The organism is Larkinella fluvii (assembly GCF_051857545.1).
Taxonomy (GTDB): Bacteria; Bacteroidota; Bacteroidia; order Cytophagales; family Spirosomataceae; genus Larkinella.
Genome location: NZ_JBPZHB010000004.1, coordinates 639,036 through 664,281, shown reverse-complemented (window position 1 = coordinate 664,281; position 25,246 = coordinate 639,036). Strand labels below are relative to the sequence as shown.

General features: G+C 50.9%; 18 protein-coding genes. 6 read left to right on the top strand and 12 right to left on the bottom strand.

Annotated features, from left to right (window positions below; translation table 11 throughout):
* The first annotated feature begins 178 nt into the window (after window positions 1-178).
* Together ACS5NO_RS13235 and ACS5NO_RS13230 are read left to right on the top strand one after the other, a co-directional pair.
* Window positions 179-751 carry a DinB family protein gene (locus ACS5NO_RS13235; protein ID WP_439415586.1) on the top strand — a complete coding sequence of 191 codons (573 nt, stop codon included), beginning with the start codon at window positions 179-181 and terminating at the stop codon, window positions 749-751.
* A 116-nt stretch (window positions 752-867) separates the two neighbouring features.
* A complete protein-coding gene (locus tag ACS5NO_RS13230) occupies window positions 868-3,213 on the top strand; it encodes a glycoside hydrolase family 65 protein (protein ID WP_439415585.1) in 2,346 nt (781 codons plus the stop codon).
* A gap of 91 nt (window positions 3,214-3,304) precedes the next feature.
* Here ACS5NO_RS13230 and ACS5NO_RS13225 read toward each other — a convergent pair whose 3' ends face one another.
* Together ACS5NO_RS13225 and ACS5NO_RS13220 are read right to left on the bottom strand one after the other, a co-directional pair.
* Window positions 3,305-7,393, bottom strand: a complete 4,089-nt coding sequence (locus ACS5NO_RS13225) for a DUF7452 domain-containing protein (RefSeq protein ID WP_439415584.1) — start codon at window positions 7,391-7,393, stop codon at window positions 3,305-3,307.
* A gap of 360 nt (window positions 7,394-7,753) precedes the next feature.
* A complete protein-coding gene (locus ACS5NO_RS13220) occupies window positions 7,754-8,377 on the bottom strand; it encodes a response regulator (RefSeq protein WP_439415583.1) in 624 nt (207 codons plus the stop codon).
* 158 nt (window positions 8,378-8,535) lie between these two features.
* Between ACS5NO_RS13220 and ACS5NO_RS13215 the strand changes: the two genes are divergently transcribed.
* A complete protein-coding gene (locus ACS5NO_RS13215) occupies window positions 8,536-9,588 on the top strand; it encodes a hypothetical protein (protein ID WP_439415582.1) in 1,053 nt (350 codons plus the stop codon).
* A complete protein-coding gene (locus ACS5NO_RS13210) occupies window positions 9,551-12,004 on the top strand; it encodes a hypothetical protein (RefSeq protein ID WP_439415581.1) in 2,454 nt (817 codons plus the stop codon). The genes ACS5NO_RS13215 and ACS5NO_RS13210 overlap by 38 nt, the downstream gene beginning before the upstream one ends.
* 1 nt (window position 12,005) lies before the next feature.
* Here the strand turns inward: ACS5NO_RS13210 and ACS5NO_RS13205 are convergent, their stop codons facing one another.
* The gene (locus ACS5NO_RS13205) at window positions 12,006-12,785 is read right to left on the bottom strand and encodes a hypothetical protein (RefSeq protein ID WP_439415580.1); all 780 of its coding nucleotides are present in this window, start codon (window positions 12,783-12,785) and stop codon (window positions 12,006-12,008) included.
* 100 nt (window positions 12,786-12,885) lie between these two features.
* Between ACS5NO_RS13205 and ACS5NO_RS13200 the strand changes: the two genes are divergently transcribed.
* Window positions 12,886-13,533 (top strand): methyltransferase domain-containing protein, encoded by a 648-nt coding sequence (locus tag ACS5NO_RS13200; RefSeq protein ID WP_439415579.1) that lies wholly within the window; start codon window positions 12,886-12,888, stop codon window positions 13,531-13,533.
* A 27-nt stretch (window positions 13,534-13,560) separates the two neighbouring features.
* On the opposite strand, the gene ppsA is transcribed toward ACS5NO_RS13200, so the two are convergent.
* The 4 genes from ppsA to ACS5NO_RS13180 all read right to left on the bottom strand — a co-directional run bounded on the left by ppsA (window position 13,561) and on the right by ACS5NO_RS13180 (window position 19,616).
* On the bottom strand, window positions 13,561-16,194 hold the full coding sequence (gene ppsA, locus ACS5NO_RS13195) for a phosphoenolpyruvate synthase (protein WP_439415578.1): 2,634 nt from the start codon (window positions 16,192-16,194) through the stop codon (window positions 13,561-13,563).
* Window positions 16,195-16,206: 12 nt separating this feature from the next.
* A complete protein-coding gene (locus tag ACS5NO_RS13190) occupies window positions 16,207-16,671 on the bottom strand; it encodes a MarR family winged helix-turn-helix transcriptional regulator (RefSeq protein ID WP_439415577.1) in 465 nt (154 codons plus the stop codon).
* 145 nt (window positions 16,672-16,816) lie between these two features.
* Entirely contained in the window at window positions 16,817-18,748 is a 1,932-nt protein-coding gene (gene dnaK, locus ACS5NO_RS13185; RefSeq protein ID WP_138991961.1) for a molecular chaperone DnaK, read from the bottom strand.
* Between the two features lie 289 nt (window positions 18,749-19,037).
* Window positions 19,038-19,616, bottom strand: a complete 579-nt coding sequence (locus ACS5NO_RS13180; RefSeq protein WP_439415576.1) for a hypothetical protein — start codon at window positions 19,614-19,616, stop codon at window positions 19,038-19,040.
* A 131-nt stretch (window positions 19,617-19,747) separates the two neighbouring features.
* Between ACS5NO_RS13180 and ACS5NO_RS13175 the strand changes: the two genes are divergently transcribed.
* Window positions 19,748-20,164 (top strand): nuclease A inhibitor family protein, encoded by a 417-nt coding sequence (locus ACS5NO_RS13175; RefSeq protein WP_439415575.1) that lies wholly within the window; start codon window positions 19,748-19,750, stop codon window positions 20,162-20,164.
* Window positions 20,165-20,202: 38 nt separating this feature from the next.
* On the opposite strand, the gene rplT is transcribed toward ACS5NO_RS13175, so the two are convergent.
* The 5 genes from rplT to ACS5NO_RS13150 form a co-directional block, all read right to left on the bottom strand.
* On the bottom strand, window positions 20,203-20,547 hold the full coding sequence (gene rplT, locus ACS5NO_RS13170) for a 50S ribosomal protein L20 (protein WP_114409337.1): 345 nt from the start codon (window positions 20,545-20,547) through the stop codon (window positions 20,203-20,205).
* Between the two features lie 206 nt (window positions 20,548-20,753).
* Window positions 20,754-20,951 carry a 50S ribosomal protein L35 gene (gene rpmI, locus ACS5NO_RS13165; RefSeq protein ID WP_114409338.1) on the bottom strand — a complete coding sequence of 66 codons (198 nt, stop codon included), beginning with the start codon at window positions 20,949-20,951 and terminating at the stop codon, window positions 20,754-20,756.
* Between the two features lie 172 nt (window positions 20,952-21,123).
* A complete protein-coding gene (infC, locus tag ACS5NO_RS13160) occupies window positions 21,124-21,684 on the bottom strand; it encodes a translation initiation factor IF-3 (protein ID WP_114409339.1) in 561 nt (186 codons plus the stop codon).
* Between the two features lie 207 nt (window positions 21,685-21,891).
* Window positions 21,892-23,841 (bottom strand): threonine--tRNA ligase, encoded by a 1,950-nt coding sequence (gene thrS / locus ACS5NO_RS13155; protein ID WP_439415574.1) that lies wholly within the window; start codon window positions 23,839-23,841, stop codon window positions 21,892-21,894.
* Window positions 23,842-23,987: 146 nt separating this feature from the next.
* The gene (locus ACS5NO_RS13150; protein WP_439415573.1) at window positions 23,988-25,112 is read right to left on the bottom strand and encodes a tetratricopeptide repeat protein; all 1,125 of its coding nucleotides are present in this window, start codon (window positions 25,110-25,112) and stop codon (window positions 23,988-23,990) included.
* Window positions 25,113-25,246: the final 134 nt, after the last annotated feature.

Here is a 25,246-nt window from a genome sequence, read left to right as displayed (position 1 = left end):
CAAGGCCGTCGCATGATTGATCGACAGATCCTAACAGCGGTTGAAACCCAATCAGCGGTCGAACTGTGGCTCAACCGATCATGTCATGCCAGCAGCGGTTATCCTTTTTATTAAATCAAAACCGCTGTCAGGGTCTAGCGATCATGCGATGGCCCGGCGCTAACAGGGTTAGAAAAATATGCAAAAAATAGAAACCGCCCACCAACTCCAGCAGCGGATCAAAACGGTTCTGGAAACCGTTGAGCGGGAATTTCGTCCGCTGTCCGACGAGCAATTGAACTGGAAACCCGACACCAAACGCTGGAGCATCACGCAGTGTCTGCAACACCTCAATCTGGCCGAACGGTTTTACATCCGGAATCTCCAGAAAAAAATCGATGACCTGGGCTTCATTCAGACCAGCCCGATTGATCAACCGTTGAAAAGCACTATGGTCGGTCGGATGCTACGCAAAGCCATTGACCCAAACAGCAGCCTGAAGCTGCCAACGGTTTCGTTCATGATGCCCCGTAACGATCTGGACGCCCGCGATGTGATGAAGCAGTTTGTGGAATTGCAGCAACTGTTGCACGAATTGCTCGATAAGGCACCGTACATCGACTGGAACGAGGAAAAAATGATGACCCTCTTTGGCAACTGGCTTAAAATCAACGTCGGCGATGCGTTTCAAATGCTGGTGGCCCACACCGAGCGTCACCTCAACCAGGCGCTGCGGGTAAAGCAGGAAGCCGCTGGTTTTCTGGCGAAATAATTATATTTACGCCCAGCCCTCGATCAAAAAACCATAAGTATTTACCAATCAATTTATTAACAGCGCACCCTATCACATAGTGTTTTCCATCTCGCTAAAAATAACCTTACCCCGGAATGAAACAGTACTTAAAGCACGACCCCTGGCTGATTGTTGAAGAGGATTTCCACCGTTCCTACAATGAAATTACGGAGAGTGTCATGAGCCTCGGTAACGGGCGCATGGGACAACGGGGGAATTTTGAAGAGAATTTTTCGGGTAAAACCTTGCAGGGTAACTACGTCGCCGGGGTCTATTACCCCGACAAAACCCGGGTTGGCTGGTGGAAAAACGGGTATCCCGAGTACTTCGCCAAAGTGTTGAACGCGGCCAACTGGATCGGTATTTCCATCAACATCGAATACGAAACGCTGGATCTGAACACCTGCGAAGTCCGCGACTTCCGGCGGGTGCTGAACATGCAGGAAGGGTATCTTGAACGGTCTTTTGTGGCGTTGCTGAAAAGTGGCAAAGAACTCCAGGTTAATGCGAAGCGGTTTTGCTCTATCGTCGACGACGAAGCCGGGGTGATCCGCTACAGTCTGATGCCCCTGAATTTCGACGCCAAAATCACGATTGAACCCTATATCGATGGCAACATCCGCAACCGCGACTCCAACTACGACGAAACGTTCTGGGATGAAGTGCGGAAAGAAACCGGATACGGGGAAGCCTACATTGAGCTGCGGACCCGAAAAACCGGCTTTCATGTTTGCACCGGTATGGCCATCGAAATTGAGCAGGACAACGCCCGGATCGATTTTCAATCCCAGCCCATCCGGCAGGAAAAATACGTCGCCAACCGCATCACGCTGGAATGTGGACAGGGACAGGAAACGGCGATTTATAAATACGCCGTCAACCTGTCATCGCTCAACTACGACAGCGATTCAGTCGTTTCGGAAGCCCGGAAATACCTGCAGCGGATTACCGGAAAAGGGTTCGACCGGATGCTGATCGAACAACAGCAGGCCTGGGCCGACAAGTGGAAAATGAACGACATTACCATCGAAGGCGATGTTGCGGCCCAGCAGGGCATCCGGTTTTCGATTTTTCAACTGAACCAGACCTATACTGGAGAAGACGAACGGCTGAACATTGGACCGAAAGGGTTTACCGGAGAAAAATACGGCGGCTCGACCTATTGGGACACCGAAGCCTACTGTTTGCCATTTTACCTCGCCACCGCCGACCAGAAAGTGAGCCGGAACCTGTTGCTGTACCGTTACAAGCACCTCGAAAAAGCCATTGAGAACGCCCGAAAACTGGGTTTCAAGGCTGGGGCTGCGCTGTATCCGATGGTCACGATGAACGGCGAGGAATGTCATAATGAGTGGGAAATCACGTTTGAGGAAATCCACCGCAACGGCGCCATTGCCTACGCCATCTACGATTACGTCCGGTATACGGGTGACGAGGACTATTTGACCGACTACGGTCTGGAAGTGCTGATTGCCATCAGCCGGTTCTGGAGCCAGCGCGTCAACTGGTCGGAGGCCAAACAGCAGTATGTGATGCTGGGTGTGACCGGGCCGAACGAATACGAAAACAACGTCAACAACAACTGGTATACGAGTTACCTGGCCGCCTGGACATTACGCTATACCGTCGAAGTGGTTGGCCGGGTGAAGCAGCTGAACCTGGAGAAATTCAACGAGTTGTGTGACCGAATTCATTTTCGGGAGGAAAAGGAAGTGGCCACCGCCCTGCACATCGCGAACAATATTCACCTCCCTTACGACGAAAACCGGCAGGTTTTCCTGCAACAGGAGTCGTTCCTGGACAAAGAACTGATGCCGGTGAGCGAGATTCCGAAAGGGCAGCGACCGTTGAACCAGCACTGGTCGTGGGACCGGATTCTGCGCTCGTGTTTCATCAAACAGGCCGACGTGTTGCAGGGACTTTATTTCTTCGAAGATGATTTCGACCGGGAGACGTTGCGCCGGAATTTTGATTTCTACGAGCCGATGACCGTTCACGAATCATCGCTCTCGCCCTGCGTCCACTCGGTGCTGGCGTCGCAACTGGGGATGAAGGAAAAGGCGTATGAAATGTACCTGCGCACCGCCCGGCTGGACCTCGATGACTACAACAACGACACCGAAGACGGTTGCCACATCACCTCGATGGCCGGTACCTGGCTGGCGGTGGTGAAGGGGTTCGGTGGTTTCCGGATCAAGGATGAGCAGGTGGTTTTAGATCCCAATTGCCCCGACAACTGGGCGTCGCTGGCCTTTAAAGTCCGGTTTCGCGGGGCTTTGCTGGAAATCAAAGTAACGCAAACCGATGTAAGTGTGCAGAACTTTTCGGACAAAACCGCTGAGGTTGTTCTTTTTGGTAGTTTGTTGGTACTTGATGGAAAAACCCAGAAAACCATGCAACGACTGGTGAGCTCAGAGTCTGAACCGGATGCGGTTTTATAAAAAAGGGTTCGTTTCTACGCAGAAGTAATTCTACCTGCGTAGAAACGAACCGAAGTTTTACATTCTCCGAATTTTGAACCTGAATGGCGATTTAGATTTCAACACTCCAAAGGTTCTGGTCTCCCGTAAATCTGAATTGGGGAGAACCCGATATGGAAAGCAATAACCGCTCAACACCGTTCCTAATCGCCGTAAGTTTCAGTTCGTTCATATTCCAGTTATCGCTGGCAATCCCTCCACTAAATGTGGTCCGAACACCAACCCGTTGAATATCCTCAGCACGCACACCAGATGGCAAATCAAACATAGCGGCATTTCGGGTCCCGTTGGCCCATTCCCGACGCTGGTTAAGATCGAATTCAAAATAGCCCCCATCACGCAGAAAGACAAAACCGATCGCATTGTCATTGTCGCCACGCAGGTTGTCAGAACCAGTCAAAATGTCAAATTTTAGTTTTACGACTTCCCGGTTAATCCGTTCCCCATTCACATTGTTGGCTGCGGTTTCAGCCCGTTTCCACATTCTGACCACATTGCCAGCGGCCCTATACATTTCCTTTACAACCGGAGCACCTTCTTCCCTTTGTGCTACTAAGGCTAAAAAATCAGGAAGTAACCCATAATGGGCCAATCCATCATTCCGGATCTTAAAAGTTTTTTTCCCACTCTGATAAAGCGGTAGGTTTATCGTTGCCCAGCCTGTTATGGAGCTGCTGATCTTGATATTTTCCTGATTGACAAGTGAAAAAGGCATCTGGGCCTGCATCCCGTTTAAATCGGTTCCAAGGGCAAGACCTTGTCCACCCAATGTTTCTAAAGCCGCTTTAGCTCCAGTAATCCAGGTGTCAATTGGATCCGAATCGATAGACTTCAATTCCAGTTCGGCTAAATCCCAGTTGTCACTCGCAACCCGACCATCAAATGTAGTAGTGATAACCAGATTTTTAAGCTGTTTCCGCATTATTCCTTCAGGAAAAAGGTAGATCGTTTTATAGACGGAATTGGGCTCCCATATCCCACGGCGATTGAGAGGAATTTTGTCTAAACTTCTCCCGTCCATTAACTCAATCTGGGCAAAGGCGTTATCATTGTCTCCCCGCAAATCATCACTTCCGGTCCTGATTTTGATCAAGATACCTGACAAAAGATGGTCATCAGGCAAATCCTGCGCAATGGTTGAGGAAGTAAAAGGCCAGTTGTTTTCCTGCATGCTGCCTGTAAACCGGATCAGGGGTTGCCCTTCCTGTTTAACCAACAAACCGGTTTGGCCATTTGCCAACTCATAATCTACGCGAAAAGCGTCCAAATTCCAGTTGTCATTGTCAAACCCATTCGAAAAAGTCGTTTTCAAACTGATTCCTTCGATGTCGCTGAGTTGAGTGCCGACCGGAAAATCGGGCAGTAATACCTCATTGACTGAGTGATTAGGCCATTCCAATCGCTTGTTGAGGTTATCAAAGCGCAGTTGTGAACAATTTTTCAGTTTAACAATGGCGTAAACATTGTCATTATTTCCCCGCAGATTATCCCCACCGGTTTTTAAAGTCAGTTTTAAACGCCGGACGGTAGTAGACGGTTTTACTGTAACATCGGCAATGGTGACTGACTCAGACCAGTTCTGATACCCATTGTTTCCTCCCGTAAACCGCTTGAAAGGTTGGCCGCTTCGCTCCAGCAGAATTTTACTGGATGATCCAAGCAAATATTCGACTTTAATCTGGTCAAGGTTCCAATTGTCACCACCTAAGCCACCAGCCAGTGTTGTTCTGATCCCGAATGTCGCAATATCGGAGTAATTTATACCAACAGGCAGAACAAATGTGCGGCTGTGGAGCGAGTTGTTGCCCCATTCTCCCCGCTGATTGAGGTCAAATTCGGTTTTTGTGCCATCCCGCCGTATGATATACGCATACGCATTGTCATTATTTCCCCGCAGGTTATCGCCCCCCGTTCGGATTGTAACAATCAATTGAGGGGTTGCCGACTGATTCAACGAAACTTTCCAAACCGAATCGGTGCCCGAAAAACGGTGATCAACTGTTCGCTGGTAAAATACCGTTCCTTTGTAGTTCTCTTCATAACTCCCGCCGGTTCCCATCCCCAGCATTCCCCCCAGATTCACCATCCGACGCGCATCTTTATTACGCATAGCCCGTTCATCGTAACTTGTACTATCACCATCCCGCAATCCGGTATGTGAATTCAGTACCGGATACTTAAATTCTTCAGCCAGTGAAAGAGCATCATGTTGAGCGGCTTCTGACATGTGCGAGAGATCGATTAAAAGTCCTTCTTTCATGAGTTGAATAAGAAGCTGTTTGTAAGCTCCCTGCACATTCTTATGCCCTACACAACCCGCTACACAAAATGCAGCCTTCCCAAAAGGCAAACCCACCGAACAGTCGTATCCCAGTTGGGCATATTCCTGCTCCGAAACCAGTTGGGGTTGCACCGCACCGCTAACATAGTCGTGAACCAGTTTCTGCGGTCGTCCCAACCGAAATGTCAACTTAGGATCTCCTTTCACATGGATATAGCCGCCATTCAGGTAGCTGTTTGCCGCGTTGAAAACATCATTGTAAGCTGCAGTTCCGCCAAAGGTGTTGTTGGTTAAATGAATCGGAATAACCGAGCGGACATCGTTGTTTTTAACCAGATCAAGGGTCTGTTCCAGCGTTAGTTTATCCATCTCCAGGCCTAAAATCAACGCCATCCGGTTGTTTCGGATAGCCTGCTCTGCTTGCTGGGCAGTCGTTACCACCTCCATCCAGTCCGCGTTATTTTTAGCTAATTCTTTGATAAACTGAATCTGCCGTTTGGCCGCTTCAAAATCAAAATTCGGATCAGGACTTGGCCCTCCCTGTAAGCTTCGGCGATCCCAGAGCATATCCAAGACCTGGTTATCGGTCACACTGGCAATCATCAAACGCATGCCGCCATCGTATGCCCGCCGAATCCAGGAAATGTGCATCTGCTGGTGAAAAACATTCTGCGAATGCGGCCACCCATCAAACTCCGGATAACCACCCGACAAATGGTTACTGGTAAAATTGGTAAGGGCTTTTAAAGTCTTTACAATACTTTCCCGGGTTTCATTATTAATGGGATCACCATTGTCCCAATCGTTGCTTTTGTGTTTACTCGGAGCCAGATCCTTTGGCATGGTGGCAGCAGCATCGCGCAGGGCCAACCCGGGACTTCCCCAGAACATATTTTTCCCACCAGACCGACGAGCTCCAAAAGCCAGATGGGATGCCGGATGAGCATGCAGATCGGCAAAGCCCCACAATGGTGTCTCTGCTGACACTCCTCCAATGGGTAGCGCCACCACATTAAACGACGCATTGACCGGCATGGGTTGATTCTGTCCGTTGAATACCATCCAGTAACCATCCCTGTATTTTGTAAAACTATCCGTCGGGCTGTCGTACCAAATGTTGTACGTATGCGTGTTGTAGGGTCCATTGAACCGTTGCGTGGCAAATACCCGATAATTTTCATTCTTATTGATCGCCGGATGATTCAAAACACTGTATCCGACATTGGGAGGTGCTATTTTGCCAGTTTCGGTATGGGTATGGACAAATGCAACGGAATTGGGTAAACCAGGTGCTTTTCCACTGGCAACCACCAGCACATTAAACTCGGCAGTGACCGGCATTTCGACCCGATCCTGATTGAAAATGGTCCACCGGCTTCCGTTGTACCAAACGCCAACTTCATGGTTGTTATAGGTACCAAATCGTTGGGTAACCAGCAACACGGCATTTGGATTGCCATTCAATTGGGGATGATCCAGGGTAGAAATGTGAGCAGATTTGTTGCCCGCGCTTACCCGATGAACAAACACATTCTGGCTTGTTGCCGGATAAAAACAGATGCTGAACCGAAGCCGGGGCGTTTCTTTAGCGGGTAAAGCATACTGGTTTTGCTGATAAATCGCCCACCGGTTATTCACATAGCGAACACCAATTGGATAAGTGGGATTCAAGTCTCCGGTTTTCTCCCAAACCGGAGATACAAAGACAACAGCCGCTGGATTGCCATTCAGTTGGGGATGATTTAAGCTGGTAAAGGTCCCCGCCGTATTCGCGGGGGAGGTAGCGTGCTGAAAAGAAACCTGTGCCTGAATCAGGTTTGTCAAAAGCAACAGAAATAGAGTAGAGCATCGCGTTTTCATTGAAAAAATGGTTGAAGAGTGAACCGAAAGTCGTACAAAACAGCCCTATCAATCACCGTAGGGTATGGCTGTTGGATCCAATTGCCATACCATGCAGTTAGACAACAACATTGGCAATTGGATGTAAATGATTGATTACGAATACAGTTGAATGTCTGGGCAGATTTGAATGATTCAAATGTAGAGCGCCCCTCGATGCCCGTCAATCCCATAAAAAGGGGACGAGGGAACTACGCAGCGGCCCCGTTGAAATACCTGATTTTAGGCTTTAAACCCTGATTTTCCTAAAAACTGGTCAATACAAAATCAGCCGATGCCAGACTGGCATCGGCTGATTTTCCCGCAAAGATTTTTTCGAGATCAGTGCCGGTAGTGCGCCAGGGCTTCGGTAACGGAGTGGACGTGGAGTTTTTCGTAGATTCGCTTGATGTGCGTCCGCACGGTTTCGATGCTGATGCCGGCTTCGCTGGCGATGAGTTTGTAGCTGAGTCCCTGGGCCAGCAGATCCAGGATTTCCTTTTCACGCGCCGTCAGCCGGGCCATTTCCGGGGTTTCTTTTCCGGATTGCAGTGAAATCAGCACCCGTCGGGCAATAACCGGCGACATGGGAGCCCCACCCTCGTAGACCTGTTGGATGGCGTTCAAAATCTCGGCCGGGGGTGTTTTCTTGAGCAGATAACCCGTCGCCCCACCTTTCAGCGCATCGAATACCGAATCATCGTCGTCAAAAACCGTGAGCATCAATACCTCGACGTGCGAAAACCGGGTCTGTAGCTTTTGAACGGCCTGAATGCCACTCTGCCCCGGCATACTGATGTCCATCAGGATCACATCCGGCCGGAGTTGCTCCACCTGGTTTTCAATGTTGAGGGTGTCTCCATAAGCGCCCACCGCTTCGTAGCCCTCGCTTCCCTCGATCAGGACTTCCAGAGCCCCACGCAGGGTGACATTGTCTTCGTAAATCAGTACACGGATGGAATCCATTCTCGAATGGGTAGACGTTTGCGAACAAAGTTAATCAGACAAACACTGATATGCCATCCCATATTCATGGGACAGAAGGCCTGGAATAAAACCGCAAGAATGCGTATACTCGCTGCGTTATTTACCAGTTTACTTCGTTTTTCAGAATTTGTCCACCTATGAATACAACCCATTGCTGTTTCAAACTTCCCAATGGGCTGTGCCTATTATTGATAGCGTTTTTTGTCGTAACGCTTTCCTGCCAGACGCCCGATTCGAAACTACTCACCCCGGCTTTTTATTCCTGGCAAACCACCTACAACCCCTCCGCTACCGAACGTCGGTTGCTCGAACAGCTTCAAATCCGGAAACTCTACCTCCGGTATTTCGACGTAGACTGGGACCCGGCCACCCAATCGGCAGTTCCAAAAGCCGTCGTCCGGTTTACCCAGAAACCCGTTGGCCTGACCATCGTTCCGGTGGTGTTTATCACAAATCAGACGCTCCTTCACAGTGATGCTTCGGCCATTCCGGAGCTGGCCGAAAACCTCTATCGGAAAATCACGCAGATCTCCCGGCTGAATGGCATTCGCAGTCCGGAAATCCAGTTGGATTGCGACTGGAGCGCGGGAAGCCGGGAGCGATATTTTCACCTGCTCCGGGAACTTAAAAACCGCTTCAAGGGTCCGGTTTCGGCCACCATCCGGCTCCACCAGATCAAGTACCCGGAACAAACCGGACTGCCGCCCGTCGACCGGGGCATGTTGATGTTTTACAATATGGCCGACTGGAAACGTGCCGATACCCGCAATTCTATTTATGATCTGGATGTAGCCCAACGGTATACCGACTTTTTGGAACACTATCCTTTACCGCTGGATGTGGTTCTGCCACTGTTCCGCTGGACGGTGGTTTACCGGAACAACCGGTTTCTGAGCTTACTCAACAACCTCGATTCCAACATGCTGGCAACGTGTTCTTTTTTGAAACCCGAAACCGAAAACCGCTTCGTCGCCACCCGCGACACCACCGCCCTCGGCTTTTCCATCCGCCGGGGTGACGTCTTCCGGGCCGAAGCCTGCCAAAACGACGATTTGACGGCGGGGAAGCAGCTTTTGCTATCGAAAATTCAAAATCAAAAACTTACATTTGCCCTCTATCATCTCGATTCTACCGTAACATCTTCCTATACCGATGCGTTTCTTCACTCTCTTGTCCGGTCGGCTCCGTAGTGCCTTGCTGTCGGCTGCCATCCTGATCGGCTTTGCCTGTGGCCCGAGTTCGTACGACATCAACGAGTTCATGAGTTTTTTCATGCCGGAAAGCAGCCAGACTTCTCTGCGGGACCAGATTTATCACTTTACGCCACAACTCTACCGGTATGATGATTATTACGATACGGATGAAGATACGGTCGTAACCGATGAAAACGTGCTGGCGTGGAAAGCCTACAGCCGGGGCAAAGTGTCCGACACCGAGATTTCTGCCGCCCTCTATAGCCGCGACAACCAGGCGTCGAACGGCCTGGTTCGCTGGGCAGCAGCCACCAACCCGGCGGCTTTGACTTACCTGAAACTGGCCTGGCAAGCCGAGGAAGCCGCCCCGCGTCCGGTCAATGCCTGGGAAGCAGATTCGGCTCGTCAGGACACCTCGGGGTCGGTGTTGCCAACGCTTCTGGCCGAAGCCCGGGCCGGTTTTGAGTCCACGCAGGATCCGTTTTTGAAAGAGCGTTACGCTTTTCAGGCCGTCAAACTGGCGGCTATGGCGAAGAACTACGCCCTGAGCCGCACACTTTATGACGACCTGGTTCGTCCGTTATCAAAAAAAACCTTCCTCAGCGACTGGTCGTTGTGCCGTCATGCGGGGGCAACGATGGCGTTGGGTGATACGGCCCAGGCCCTGTATGAATTCGCGCAGGTTTTTGACCGCTGTCCGTCACGCCGTCGCGAAGCGGAAACCAGCCTGCGGATTTACGGCATTCGGTTTCGGGAAAAAGCCCTGGATTTTTGCAAAAATGACCGCGAAAAAGCCGCCGTCTACGCCATTTGTGCCATTCAGCCGAAACAGGATGCCTTGCCGTTTTTGAAAGAAATGGTTAACCTGAACCCCGAAAATCCGCTGATCGAGTTGGTAATGGCGCGGGAAATCAACCGGAATGAATACTTCTTCTTTCAGGACTCGTCACCCATCAACGTCTATGACGACAAAACGCGGAAAGACTCGCTCAACTTCGTTGACCGGAAAAAAGAAGCCCCCGATTATTTCCAACAGCTTCGGGAATTTGCGCTACAGTCGGCCGGGAATACCAAATTGGGAAATCCGGCATTCTGGTACACGGCAACTGCGTACCTGGACTATCTGGCCAAAGCCTATCCTGATGCCAAAACCAACCTCGATCTGGCCAGTCAGCAACCGACCAACAACCCGATGTTGAAAAAGCAGATCGCGTTGCAACAAATGCTTTTACTTACTGCCCAAACGGAAAGCCTTACGCCGGACGTTGAAACCCAGTTGATTGGCTACCTCGAACAGTTCGGCAATTCGACGAGCTTTCACATGACCAATGCATTTGTCGAAACCTGCAAACAGTTGGCTGTGAAATACGGCTACGGAAAACCCGCTGAAAAAGAATCAGGCGGCTGGCTGGCAGGTTGTTTTCGGTCCAAGTCGGGCCAGCCGGATGGCCCTTCGACCGCCAAAGCGTTTTTACTCACCACCCTGACATCATCGCAACTGAACCGGAATGACCTCTATTTTGACAGCCATTCCGATCTGTACGACATTGAAGATACGACCTCATCCGCCACGATTCGGAACGTCGTGCAGTTTGCGACTCAATCCAAACCTACCGGGTTTGACCAACGGCTGTTGAAACTGACCGGTTTTACCAACGATGCGCTGTATCTGCTTTTGGGAAGACGGTTGCTGGCCGAAAACCAGTATGCGGAAGCCGCCGAAGCCTATGCGAAAGTTTCCCCGAAAGCCTGGAACACGGAACCCTTTACGTCGTATTTCAACGAAAATCCGTTCGTCGTTACGCTCCTCGGCAAGCAGCGCGGAACGAAACCCGCCAACGCCTACACCCCGGTTTCATTCCTCAAAAAAATGGTCGACCTGGAAAACCAGGCCAAAACCGCATCGGGTGATGCAGCCGCCGACCTGTATTACCAACTGGGTTGCGGGGCGTACAATATGAGCTGGTTTGGCAATGGCTGGCTCCTGGTGCGGGCGCGCTGGAGCGGAGCAGAACCAGTTCTTTATCAGTATACCTACCGGCAGGTTCAGCAGCCCCAACGGGATCGCGGGCTTCAATTGGTTGGCGAGCAGGATTATTATACCAATGCAACCGCTAAGGTTTTTTTCGAGAAGGCGATGGCGGCCGCCAAAAACCCCGAACTGGCCGCCAAGGCCTGCTTTATGGCCGCTCGCTGCGAACAAAATGCGTTCCGTACCCGCCAAGAAATTGAATATGCAAAGCGCAATTACGCGATCGATCCCAAACAGTTCGATACTGAAATGAAAACCCTGCGTCGGGAGCAATACAGTGCCTCTCTGACCAAACTGGCCAATGCGTATGCGCAAACCCGGTTTCACAAAGAGATGATTCGGGAATGTGCAACCTACTCGGATTTTCTGGCCGGGAAATAACTCAGTTTTTCGAAAACCGCTCGCCAAAGTAAAAATTCAGGCCCACGGTCACAAAGCCCCATTTGTCGGGGCTATTTTTCCCATAATGGTTTCCCTCCGTAAACGCAGGACCGGTGGCCTGCATCACCTGGTTGTTATCGTCCAGGGTGGCATCCAGTTTGTCGGTACGAACGAAATTGAGCCGGACATCACCGAAAATACTCATCCGGCGCGACAGGGCGGTTGCGCCCCGCAGCCCCACCAGCCAGACCAGTTCGTGGGTGCGTTTGACCCCGGCTTTTCCGCGCGCTTCAATTCCGTCGCGCGACCGGTGACTCCCTGCGCTGTTGGTTACCCGCTGTACCGTTCCGGTGGTCAGATCAACGGCCTCTGCCCGGAAAAACACCAAACCGGCCCCGCCATAGGGGCGTAGTTCCACCAGCTTCTGCCCCTGTTTGAACCATTCCAGAATATCCACCGATACGGCACCGGCTACTTGAATAAAGCGTGTTTTGGCGCTGGAATGATAATAGTCATCCTGCTGGGATTGCAACGTTCCCAGATCGAAAGGCAATTCAACCGTTACGGTTTTTGTGATGGGAACCAACAGCGAAGCCCCGGCGAACGGCGTCGATATGGGATCTTTCAGATCACCGTATAACTGATTGAATCCGGCCCGAATCGCGACGCTCGCGGGTTGCGAAGCCGTCTTAGGCGATGTTGATTTAGGCTGAGCGAAGGCCTGTAGAATGCTCAGGCTGAGCAGAAACAGACTAAAACCGGGGCGTAGTTTTCTTTTCATCCGTCAACAGGTTTATGTGTTTCCCTTAGACGTGAAACCGGTAAAAAAGTCATCTTAATTGCCTTCATTTGTAGTTTGAAGTGAAACCGGTTACCAGGCTATGGCTACTTCCCCACCCGTTGACGCTGGTTTTGACGGTATTGCTCCTTTCTACGACTCTCTTTCCCGGCTGGTTTTTGGCAATGCGCTTCGAAAAGCGCAGGCTCACTGGCTCGGATCGGTTCCTAAAAAAGCGAATATTCTTGTTCTGGGTGGCGGTTCGGGCTGGCTATTGTCGCGCATTCTGGCGGTTTGCGATCCCCAAACTGTCCTCTACATCGATGCTTCGCCGGTGATGATTTCTTTGGCAAAGAAGGCAGTGAATAACGACAGCCGGGTCGACTTCCGGGTTGGAACCGAAACCGCTATTCGGCCCGACGACCGGGTTGAGGTTCTCTTTACACCGTTTGTGCTTGATCTGTTTACGGAGGAACGGCTGCAAACCCAGATCCTGCCCCGGCTACTGAACTGTTTAGACAACTACGGTTATTGGTTTTGCTGCGATTTCGTTCAACCGGTTTTCTGGTGGCAACGCCTGCTGCTCTGGGGCCAATATTGGTTCTTTCGCACGCTCAGCCGCATTGAAGCCAATCGATTGCCCAACTGGTTGATGCTGCTGAATGCACATCCCTCCCTGCACATCGGCCAATCACAACCTTTTTTTGGAAGAATGATTCTTAGTGGTTACTGGCAGAAAACCGCTTTGTAAGGCCGGTGCCATAATCGCATCACTTTTTTACAGAATTTCCACATAACCGTCCGTTCCATTCACCCGGATTCGCTGGCCGTCTTTGATCAATCGGGTCGCATTTTCCACGCCGACCACTGCCGGCAAGCCATATTCCCGGGCAATCACGGCTCCGTGAGTCATCAGTCCGCCCACTTCGGTCACCAAGCCTTTGATGGATACAAACAAGGGTGTCCAGCTCGGGTCAGTAAAGGTCGTGACCAACACATCACCCGCTTCCAGATCCGCATCTTCCAGGTTGAGGACGACCCGTGCCCGCCCCTCGATCAGTCCGGAAGAAACCGCCAGCCCGGCCATCGCTTCGGTTGGAAGATTTTCCCGTCTGTACTGACCGGTGATGATTTCACCCTCGGACGTGATTACCCGCGGGGGCGTTCGTTTTTCATTGATTTCGTGTTCTTCCTTTCGTTGGCGGATGATTTGAAGGTCCAGGGTCTGCGTGCGTACAACTTCGCGAAACTCTTCAAAAGTGAGGTAGTAGCCGTCTTCTTTTTCAGGAACGACCCGGGCTTGCACGAGTTTTTCCATTTCCTGGAGGAGAGCCTGTTTATACACGAAGTAGCGATTGACCATGCCGTATTTGGGATATTCACGATAACCGATGAAATTCCGGAGCAGGCCGATCATGCGTTTGGTTTCCCGGGCTTTTCGTCTCCCGTCCGGTAATGCCATCAATCGTTCCAATAAATCCTGTTCTTTTTCCATCGCTTCCTGTCGCCCCTGCTCAAATTTCTGCCTGGCGGCTCCGGGTTCAACGTTTTTGATGTTTCCGAGGAGGATGGGTGCAAGTTGAGCCGGTTTTTCGCTCCAACGAGCCTTCGAAATATCGATTTCACCGACACAACGCATACCGTATCGAGTAAGGAAAGCCTCGATTGCCTTCCGGGTTTCCTGCCCCCCTTCAAAATTTACCAGTTCATCCAAAAAGTGATCGTCTTTCACCTCTTGCAAAAACGCAATGACTTCGGGATACGGACGAATCACATCGGCAACATCCAACAGGGCCAGTCCCATTTCCGACGTAATATTGTGAGATACGGATTGGGTGAGCACATCGGCTGCGTTTCTCTCGCCCAGCCACGTCTCCATTTTTTTGTTGATCCAGGCCGTAGCGTAGAGGGCAATCTTGATCACCTCCAAACCTTGCGGACTAAACAGCATCTGTCTTAATTGCGGAATATCTTCCCGGATGAAATCGAATAAGGCGGATCCTGATTTCGCCTGGATAGCTTGCTCTAACGCTGCAATGGAGGTTTGGCTCTGTCGTATGAGATCAGGAACGAGAGCCGGTTTGTTTTCGAATGACGCCAGATAACGCCACGAAAGGTTGTTGTTTATAAATCCCGTTGCCGGTATTTTCCCATTCGGTACCGGTTTGATAAAGTCTTTTCGCCCGGCAATGGTCAACAGAGCGTCTTTGATGAGCAGATCGCCTTGTCCAAAGGTTTCGATCAATTTTTTTCGGCTGTCCGGTGCAGCGAGATGCGGTGTGACATCCACAAACAACCTTCCGCCCGCTTGATGCATGACGGCACGGGTTGTTAACTGGAAAAAGGAAATGCCCAATGGTTTTAGGGCATCGGTCATCATTTGATTATGACCGACCGATACATAGACGCGCGGGTCGGGCCCGGCATTTCCGGGATTATTTGCTTCCGGAATCGGAAACAGCGTGGTGATGGGCCTGCTTTGAACCACAAAGAATGTGTCATCGACTAACCCCCATTCGATGTCCTGAGGACAGCCGAAATGGGCTTCGATTTTCCGGCCCACACGCTCAAGCTGTAAAATCTGCTCCTCGGTCAACGCCTGGCGGTTCTGACGGCTGGAACCCACCTCAGCTTCCTGCATACCGCCCGATTTTACGGCATAAACCGCCCGCTTCTTGGTAGAAACCTTTCTGGCAATCAACTGGCCCGCACGAACTTTATAATGGTCGGCATTGACCAGGCCGGAAACCAGGGACTCACCCAATCCGAAGCTGGCATCGATCGACACCACCTTCCGGTTGGAGGAAACCGGGTCAGCCGTAAACAGAATTCCGGCGACATCTGGAAAAATCATTTTCTGAATCACCACCGATAAATAGACTTTTCGGTGGTCGAATCCATTTTGCAGCCGGTACGCAACAGCCCGGTCGGTATACAACGAAGCCCAGCAGCGACTGATCGATTTCAGAATGGCGGCCTTGCCAACAGTATTCAGATAGCTATCGTGTTGCCCGGCAAACGAGGCCGTTGGCAGGTCCTCGGCCGTAGCGCTGGACCGAACGGCATACGCATGTTCTTCGCCAAGGTTTTGAAGCTGGCGGGCAATCTCCTTTTCGATCCCGTTCGGAATTGCGGTTTCTTCGATCACCTTCCGGATTTTTGCACTGATTTCGCTAATTTCTATCCGGTTATCTACTTTTAGCAGAGCCAACTGATCGAGCAGTTCCCTCAACGTTTCGCTATGGCCGACACCATCTTTATAAGCGTCCGTCGTCACACAAAAACCCTCCGGCACCTGCACGTCCTCCATCCGCGACAATTCCCCCAGACTCCCCCCTTTACCCCCAACCACGGCAAGCATTTTTCGGTCAATATCCTGAAAGTCAAGCAGGTATTTACTTGCATTTTTCATCCCTTTCCTACTTTACAATTGGTTGGTATTAAGTTTTTGGGTCGTTGCCTTCATGATGTCGATGGCCTTTAAAAAGTAGGCTTCAATAATTTTGATTTCCTCGTTTGAAAAGGAAGCCAGTAATTTTTCCGACTCGCTTCGGAATTCGGCATAGAGCGGGACTAAAAGCGCCATAATGGTGGCGGTGTTCGGTACCAGGATGACCTTGCGCCGGTCGTCTTGGGCAAATTGTCTTTTTACGAGGTTTTTCTTTTCAAATCGGTCTATCAAACCGGTAACCGCGCCCGTCGTCAGGCCCGTTAACGTGGATAGCTCACCGGCTGTCATCTGCCCTTTTTCAATAAAAAATCCCAGATATTTATGGTCCGTTCCCGATAGACCAGCCTTTCGGGCAACGGCTTCGTGCATTTGAATAGAGGTATAGGCATACAGTTGGCTCAGTTTTCGGATGGGTCGGATTGCGTCTTCTTCTTGCATATTATCTTAGTAACTAATTATCTTATCAACAAAGATAAATAGTCTTCTTTAAAGTTTCAAACTCATTTTGGCAGGCTTGGCGTATGAGCACAAAAAAAGCCAGCCTGTTTATCACAGGCTGGCTTCCCAATTCTAGGTTTGTTTCTTATTTTACTTCTTCAAACGGCACATCCGAAACGTTGTCCTGACCCGTTGGCTGACCAGTCTGCCCGTTGGGTTGACCGCCGTCACCCGCGAAACCGTCGGCCGGGTTGGGGCCTTGCGCACCGCCCGTGGCGTTATAGAGTTCCTGCGAAGCGGCTGCCCAGGCAGCATTCAGTTTTTCCACACCCGCGTCGATTGCGGCTGCATCGCGGCTGCTGTGGGCTGAACGCAATTCGCTCAACGCACCTTCAATGGCGGTTTTGTTGCCTTCCGACAATTTATCGCCGTATTCTTTCAACTGCTTCTCGGTTTGGAAAATCAGCGAGTCTGCCTGGTTGATTTTCTCAATCACTTCCCGTTCTGCTTTGTCAGAAGCTTCATTGGCTTTGGCTTCTTCGCGCATCCGGTTGATTTCGTCATCGCTCAAACCGCTCGAGGCTTCAATCCGGATTTTCTGCTCTTTGCCGGTTCCTTTGTCGCGGGCGGTTACGTGCAGAATACCGTTGGCGTCGATGTCGAACGTCACTTCAATCTGCGGAATACCACGCGGGGCCGGTGGAATACCGTCGAGGTGGAATCGACCAAGTGAGCGGTTCTGGCTCGCCAGGGGACGTTCTCCCTGCAAAATATGGATTTCAACGCTCGGCTGATTGTCGGAAGCCGTCGAGAATGTTTCTGATTTTTTGGTCGGAATGGTCGTATTGGCGTCGATCAGGCGGGTCAAAACACCACCCATCGTTTCAATCCCCAGCGACAGCGGAATCACATCCAACAGAAGGACATCTTTCACTTCACCGGTCAATACACCACCCTGAATGGCAGCACCAACGGCTACGGCTTCATCGGGGTTCACGCTCTTCGACGGTTTCCGTCCGAACAGTTTCTCCACCTCGTCCTGCACTTTTGGAATCCGGGTTGATCCACCGACCAGAATGACCTCGTCGATCTGGCTAGCCGAATACCCGGAGTTTTTCAACGCCCGGCGGCAGGGTTCCAGACTCCGCTGAATCAGCGAATCGGCCAACTGTTCGAATTTCGCGCGGCTCAAAGTCCGCACCAGGTGTTTCGGAATACCATTTACCGGCATAATGTACGGCAGGTTGATTTCCGTCGAGCTGGAGCTGGACAGTTCCACCTTCGCTTTTTCAGCCGCTTCTTTCAGCCGTTGCAACGCCATTGGATCTTGCCGCAGGTCGATGTTTTCGTCGTTTTTGAATTCCTGCGCCAGCCAGTCGATAATCACCTGATCGAAGTCATCACCACCGAGGTGCGTATCACCGTCGGTCGATTTTACTTCAAATACGCCATCGCCCAGTTCCAGAATGGAAATATCGAACGTACCACCACCGAGGTCAAATACGGCGATTTTCATATCCTGGTGCTTCTTGTCCAGGCCGTAGGCCAGGGCAGCCGCTGTGGGTTCGTTGATGATCCGCTTGACATCCAAACCGGCAATTTGACCAGCCTCTTTGGTCGCCTGACGTTCGGCATCGTTGAAGTAAGCCGGTACGGTAATAACGGCTTCCGTAACGGTTTGGCCCAGATAATCTTCGGCGGTCTGCTTCATTTTTTGCAGAATCAGGGCCGAAATTTCCTGTGGTGTATATTGACGATCGCCAATCCGGACGCGGGGCGTGTCATTAGGTCCCCGTTCGACCGTGTAAGCGATGGTTTTGATTTCGTTCTGAACTTCATTGAAACGTTTCCCCATGAACCGTTTGATCGATGAAATCGTGTTCTTGGGGTTTGTGATGGCCTGGCGCTTGGCCGGATCACCGACCTTGCGTTCGCCGTTGCCATTGTCCATAAAGGCCACCACCGATGGAGTGGTCCGACGGCCTTCGCTGTTGGCAATGACCACCGGCTCGTTGCCTTCCATGACAGACACGCACGAGTTGGTTGTTCCTAAGTCAATTCCTATAATCTTTCCCATGATACTTTTACGAATGTCTTGCTTTTAGTCTTTTGACAAACTACAAATGCCTAATGAACAAGACCTATGCCAGCCCATTCAATTGCGCCAAAACGTGACAGATTGACAGCTAAAGCTGACTGAATGGCTTTACTGAATGAAATTCTTCGGCGTTTTCTGACAGGATGTAAACCGGTGGTGAATCTGCTAGTGTACGTACTGGCAGAGCCGATTGCGAAATCCCCAACCCCCTGAAAGCGGCTTTCCAACAAACGGTTGTTGGTGCTTTCAGGAGTTGGAGGCATTTCCGCTATTTCCCAAACAAACCACCGAGCAAACCGCCCAGTCCGCCACTGTTCGACTGGTTTTGCTGGGTGTTATTACCTCCACCCATAAAACCGCCCGCAACGCGCATCAAATCGTTCATGTCCAGTTTGCCATCGGCCATGGCCGAGCTGGCGGCTCCCATCCAGTCGACGCCCTGGTTGCCGGTTGCCGCTCCCAGAATCTGGTTGCCATCCACACTCGAATCGTTCGGATCCCGGGATTTATTCATCAGTTTGCTCAACACCATCGGCACCACCATCGTCGCAATCGACATCGCCATCTGGGGTGAAATCCCTAGTTTTTGCATCAGGTTTTGCTGCACATTCTGCTCCACGCCCTGAGTAACCGGACTTTGTTGCACATTGGCTCCATTGCCCTGGCCGGTCACCATGCTCAGCAGGTCGCTCAGATTACCGCCCTGAGCCTGCTGTTGCAACCCGCCGAGAATACCGCTCGAAATGGCCTGCATGGCGTCTTCGTTCTGATTATTTGGTATGGCAGGGTTGTTGATGACCGCATCGCCCGACTGCTGGCGAATCAAGTTCATAAGGGTTTCCATCATAATCGTACGTGGTTTGATTGGTTAAAAAATACTATGAAGCACCGGACTGATGGTGTTATACTGTTTCTTTGTAATAACTTCCCGGTACGGAATCAGTTTAATTGAGACGCAATTAATTACGGATTGTAACAATGCCGCCCCAAGAATCTACCCCAGAATTGTCGCTATCTGATTTGCTAACCGACCTGTTTTATCCCAGCGAGTCGGACGAACCCGTTGAATTCGTGGACTATACGGTTGATTTCGAGCCGCCATTGACCGTCAGTCAGGTGAAGGATTTGTTACTGATTCCACCGAAAATTTACGTTGAAGAAATCCCGGAAGACGGTTTCTGGGAACCGGTTGTTACCGATCAGGCGTGGTATGAAGAGGAAGAAAAAAAAAGAACCACCCGGTTTATCGAACTGCAAAAAACCATTCAGGCTGCCTTGAGCGATCGTCAGGTGTTCCGGGTTGGCGAAAACGAAGTGGATTTGTATTTACTCGGACGCAAAGCGGACGGCTGCTGGGCCGGATTGAAGACGCTGTTAGTGGATACCGCTTTCTAAAAAAAGCAGGCAGCCGGTGAGGGCTGCCTGCGGACTAGTTATTTCACAGTTTCAACAACGGCTTTGAAAGCCTCGGGGTGGTTCATGGCCAGATCAGCCAGTACCTTTCTGTTTAATTCAATACCGGCTGAGTGAATTTTTCCCATCAGGGCCGAGTAGGAAACACCGTGCAGACGCGCACCGGCGTTGATCCGCTGAATCCAGAGAGCGCGGAAATCGCGTTTCTTCTGGCGACGGTCGCGGAATGCATAAACGAGGCCTTTTTCAACCGCGTTTTTCGCTACCGTCCAAACATTTTTACGACGACCAAAGTATCCTTTGGCCAATTTCATTACTTTCTTGCGACGCGCCCTGGAGGCTACGTGGTTCACTGAACGTGGCATTTTTGATTTTTTTTGTTTTTGACAACAGGCGACAAAAATCAATTAAAAATTAAGAATGAAAAGTTAAAAATAGGCCTGAACACCGCAGTATTCGAAAACCGGTTTTCACTTTTAATTTTTAACTTTTAACCTTTAACTGCACTTGAAAGGCCTGAGATCGGGTTGAACATGAAACCGCGCGGAGAATCCGCGAAAGTGGGCGTTGCTTACGCCAGGTTGAGCATAACCTTGATCCGACGCTCATCGCCTTTGAAAACCAGCGCATCGTGAACCAGGTTCCGCTTGCGTTTGGTCGACTTTTTCGTCAGGATATGGCTGTGGAAGGCATGCTTCCGTTTGATTTTGCCGGTACCAGTCAGCTTGAAACGCTTCTTGGCGCCCGAATTGGTTTTTACTTTTGGCATTGCTTTAAACAGAAATGTTGCTGATTGTGAAACAGGCCGCAAAGATAGGTAAAAAAAGTGTAAGGTTTAGTAAGCATTTGAGGTTTAAAGTGTAAGGTTTGACGTTACCGGGATAGTGGCGACGTTAAACTTTACACCTTAAACCTCAAATCGTATTAAACCTTAAACGAATTTATTTTTTCACTTGAACCACCTTCGGTGCCAGGAACATACTCATCCGCTTGCCTTCCAGTTTGGGCTCAGCCTCAACGCGGCCGATGTCTTCCAACCCTTTGGCAAACCGCTGCAGCAGTTCAACACCCCGCTCTTTGAAGACGATGGAACGCCCGACAAACTGGACGTAAGCCTTCACCTTCGAGCCTTCTTTCAGGAAGTTGATGGCGTGTTTCAATTTAAATTCAAAATCGTGGTCGTCGGTGTTCGGGCCGAACCGGATTTCTTTGATAACGACTTTCTGAGCCTTCGCCTTGATTTCCTTTTGCTTCTTCTTCTGTTCGTATTTGAACTTCGAGTAGTCGACAATCCGGCAGACGGGCGGCACGGCGTTGGGAGAAATTTCGACCAGGTCGAGGGCCTGCGACTTGGCCAGGTCAAGGGCTTGCTGAATATCGTAAACGCCCTGTTCGACGTTTTCACCAACTACCCGAACCGAACGGGCTAGAATACGGCCGTTGATCCGGTAAGGTTCTTCGACCACACGCGGTGGGCGCATGGGTCTGCGCTGTAATGCCATAGATAATATTTAGAGTTGAAAATGGGTCCGCTGTTGCGGGTGATTACGTGCCTATAACGTAATGTGTATTATAAAGTTTCCCGTAAAATACGCATTTTGAGCATTCGGAGCAAGAAAATGAGGTTAATGAACAATTAACCGGGCGTAATGAATAGCGGAAAACCGTCCGGTCTGTTCATTAACCCCGTTCCTTGTTCATTTATTTCATCAAACTGCCTTCGCTACGGGCTTGATTTCATTCTGGAAAAACGCCACAAATTCAGCAATGGTCATCGATCCAATGTCACCTTCGCCTTTCTTGCGAACGGAAACACGCCCTTCGGCTTGCTCTTTTTCGCCCAGAATCAGCATGAATGGCACTTTGTTCAATTCCGAATCCCGGATCTTGCGACCGATCTTCTCATCGCGGTGATCGACGTACCCCCGAATGTCGCTTTCCTGCAAAGTTAGGAAAACTTCGTTGGAATAATCCTCATATTTCTCCGAAATCGGCAAAACCGCAATTTGGTCGGGCGACAGCCAGAGCGGGAAGTTGCCTCCCGAGTTCTCGATCAGGATCGCAATAAACCGTTCCATCGAACCAAACGGCGCACGGTGAATCATCACCGGCCGGTATTTCTGGTTGTCGGAACCGGTGTATTCCAGTTCAAACCGTTCGGGCAGGTTGTAGTCGACCTGGATGGTTCCCAATTGCCATTTGCGGCCCAGGGCATCCCGGACCATGAAATCCAGCTTGGGGCCGTAAAAAGCCGCTTCGCCCAGTTCGGTCACGGTTCTCAGGCCCCGTTCGGCCGACGCTTCGATGATGGCCGCTTCGGCTTTTTCCCACAGCTCATCCGAACCAATGTATTTCTGCTTGTTTTCGGGATCACGCAACGAAATCTGGGCGCTGTAATCGTCGAAACCCAGCGATTTGAAAACGTACAAAACCAGATCGATGACTTTGATAAATTCCTCTTTCACCTGATCCGGGCGACAGAAAATGTGCGCATCGTCCTGCGTAAAACCGCGAACCCGGGTCAAACCGTGCAGTTCACCGCTTTGTTCATACCGGTAAACCGTGCCAAACTCCGCCAGCCGCAGGGGCAAATCCCGGTAGGAACGGGGTTTGGTTTTGTAAATTTCGCAATGGTGCGGGCAATTCATGGGTTTCAGCAGAAACTCCTCGCCCGCTTCCGGCGTCAGAATGGGCTTGAACGAGTCTTCACCGTATTTCTCCCAGTGGCCCGAGGTGACGTACAATTGCTTCGAACCGATGTGGGGCGTAACGACCTGCTGATAACCGGCCCGAACCTGCGCTTTCCGCAGAAAATTCTCCAGCCGCTCGCGCAGCATCGTTCCTTTTGGCAACCACAGCGGCAAACCGGCGCCGACTTTTTCCGAAAAAGCAAACAGTTCCAGTTCCTTGCCCAGTTTCCGGTGATCGCGCTTTTTGGCTTCTTCCAGCAGGTGCAGGTAATCATCCAGTTCTTTCTGTTTCGGAAACGTGACGGCATAAACGCGGGTCAGCATCTTGTTCTTCTCGTCGCCCCGCCAGTAGGCCCCGGCCACGTTCATCAGCTTCACGGCTTTGATAAAACCGGTATGCGGAATGTGGGGTCCCCGGCAGAGGTCGGTGAAGTTCCCCTGGGTGTAGAACGAAATCGTTCCGTCTTCGAGCCGTTCCAGCAGATCGAGTTTGTAGGGATCACCTTTCTTTTCAAAATAGGCGACGGCTTCGGCTTTGCTGATCGGCTGACGGATAAATTCCTGTTTCTGCCGCGCCAATTCGAGCATTTTGTCTTCCACCTTTTTAAAATCCTCCTGCGAGAAATGCTGCCCGTTCAGATCGACGTCGTAATAGAAGCCTTTCTCGATCGGCGGTCCGATCCCGAACTGAATGCCCGGATAAAGTTCTTCCAGGGCTTCGGCCAGCAAGTGGGCGGATGAATGCCAGAATGTCGCTTTTCCTTCGGTATCGTTCCACGTCAAAAGGGTAACCGCTGCATCCGTTGTGATGGGGCGCGTGGCATCCTGCACGGTGCCATTCACCTTGGCAGCCAACACATTGCGCGCCAGCCCTTCGCTGATGCTCAGGGCAATTTCCAGACTGGTTACTCCGTTGGGATACTCCCGGACACTGCCGTCGGGCAGTGTAATGCGAATTTGGTCACTCATTTTTATAAAGTTTATCAGTGGTACTCAATCGGCAATTCTTTTGAATGTTAAATGTAAAATGAGAAATGTTGAATGTAAAATTGAATACACTCTAACTACTTTTACATTCAACATTTCTCATTTTACATTTAGCATTTTTCTTCATCTCAATTTCTGGTTGAATCACGGCTAAATCGGGATCGGGGCTGAATCATCATGACGCGAACGCGCGTGGTGTCGAGCACCTGACCGGGACGGGTTAGCGGAGCGGGGCGTTCTTCGTACGGAAGATCGGTGGCATCGCCATACATTTTTCTCTTCTGCACCCGCCAGTAGCCATAATAGGCCTGTTGATCGGCGGCATTCTCCTGCATCGCTAACGCATATTGTTTACCGGCTTGTTCCCACTCCCGGAATTGTTCATAGCACATGGCGATGTAATAATGGATGCGGGGAAATTGCGGGGCCTGTTTCACCACCTGATCGAAGTGCTGCAGGGCCTGCGCCATGTTCCGCAGCTTCATCATTACCAGACCCGACTGAAAATGCGCCTGCACCATGGTGGGGTCGAGTCGCAAGGCTTTCTGGTAAAAAAAGTAGGCACTGTCGGACGCAGCCGTTTGCTGGTAAATGTGGCCTAGGGCATAGAGCAAACCGGGGTCGTTTGGGAAGTAACTGGCGCCCCGTTTGTTGTAGGCAATGGCCGACGCATAATCACCCCGAACAGAATGGATGATCGACAACTGCACATACGGCTCCAGAAACCGGGGTTTCAGCGTCAGGGCCCGTTTATAAAACGTAACCGCCCGGGTGGTGTCTCCCGATTTGGCCGCCACCAGACCATTGAGGTAAAACGCTTCGCCTTCGTAGGGCGCCATTTGCAGGGCTTTCACGAGGTAAAACCGGGCGCGGTCCAACTGTTTTTCGTGCTGGAGCAAATCCCCGATGGCAATGTATAATTCCGGGGTGTTGACGCCCAGCCCTTCGGCCCGTAAGGCACTTTCCAACCCATCGTCATACAACTGCTTTTTCCGCAAAACCTGCGCCTTCACAAAGTGATACCGTCCTTCGTTGTTTTCCCGTTCGAGGGCTTCGTTGATGTCGGCCAGGGCTTCGTCGGTTTTTCCGAGATCCATATAAAGTGCCGCACGTTTGGCATAGGCCGAGGCCGGGCCGCTTTGGTTGATCGCCCGCGTCAGGGCTTCCAGAGCGGCCTGATTCCGGGTGTCAGCCGAATTTTCCGGCACAGCGGGAATCCGGGTCTGCCGGCGGTCATCGTCGGAACAGGCCATCAGAAAACAAACAGTAATCAGACACCAGAGGCTACAAAATTTGCCCATTCTAATTCCCGGAAATCAAGGCGGACTGCCGCTTCCGAAATACCGGATGGCCAGACAGCCCAGTTCGTTTCCAACTGCAAATATAG

Coding starts and splice junctions, on each gene's coding strand:
- ACS5NO_RS13235 (WP_439415586.1), top strand. CDS start 179: ATGCAAAAAATAGAAACCGCCCACCAACTCCAGCAGCGGATCAAAACG.
- ACS5NO_RS13230 (WP_439415585.1), top strand. CDS start 868: ATGAAACAGTACTTAAAGCACGACCCCTGGCTGATTGTTGAAGAGGAT.
- ACS5NO_RS13225 (WP_439415584.1), bottom strand. CDS start 7,393: ATGAAAACGCGATGCTCTACTCTATTTCTGTTGCTTTTGACAAACCTG.
- ACS5NO_RS13220 (WP_439415583.1), bottom strand. CDS start 8,377: ATGGATTCCATCCGTGTACTGATTTACGAAGACAATGTCACCCTGCGT.
- ACS5NO_RS13215 (WP_439415582.1), top strand. CDS start 8,536: ATGAATACAACCCATTGCTGTTTCAAACTTCCCAATGGGCTGTGCCTA.
- ACS5NO_RS13210 (WP_439415581.1), top strand. CDS start 9,551: ATGCGTTTCTTCACTCTCTTGTCCGGTCGGCTCCGTAGTGCCTTGCTG.
- ACS5NO_RS13205 (WP_439415580.1), bottom strand. CDS start 12,785: ATGAAAAGAAAACTACGCCCCGGTTTTAGTCTGTTTCTGCTCAGCCTG.
- ACS5NO_RS13200 (WP_439415579.1), top strand. CDS start 12,886: ATGGCTACTTCCCCACCCGTTGACGCTGGTTTTGACGGTATTGCTCCT.
- ppsA (WP_439415578.1), bottom strand. CDS start 16,194: ATGAAAAATGCAAGTAAATACCTGCTTGACTTTCAGGATATTGACCGA.
- ACS5NO_RS13190 (WP_439415577.1), bottom strand. CDS start 16,671: ATGCAAGAAGAAGACGCAATCCGACCCATCCGAAAACTGAGCCAACTG.
- dnaK (WP_138991961.1), bottom strand. CDS start 18,748: ATGGGAAAGATTATAGGAATTGACTTAGGAACAACCAACTCGTGCGTG.
- ACS5NO_RS13180 (WP_439415576.1), bottom strand. CDS start 19,616: ATGATGGAAACCCTTATGAACTTGATTCGCCAGCAGTCGGGCGATGCG.
- ACS5NO_RS13175 (WP_439415575.1), top strand. CDS start 19,748: ATGCCGCCCCAAGAATCTACCCCAGAATTGTCGCTATCTGATTTGCTA.
- rplT (WP_114409337.1), bottom strand. CDS start 20,547: ATGCCACGTTCAGTGAACCACGTAGCCTCCAGGGCGCGTCGCAAGAAA.
- rpmI (WP_114409338.1), bottom strand. CDS start 20,951: ATGCCAAAAGTAAAAACCAATTCGGGCGCCAAGAAGCGTTTCAAGCTG.
- infC (WP_114409339.1), bottom strand. CDS start 21,684: ATGGCATTACAGCGCAGACCCATGCGCCCACCGCGTGTGGTCGAAGAA.
- thrS (WP_439415574.1), bottom strand. CDS start 23,841: ATGAGTGACCAAATTCGCATTACACTGCCCGACGGCAGTGTCCGGGAG.
- ACS5NO_RS13150 (WP_439415573.1), bottom strand. CDS start 25,112: ATGGCCTGTTCCGACGATGACCGCCGGCAGACCCGGATTCCCGCTGTG.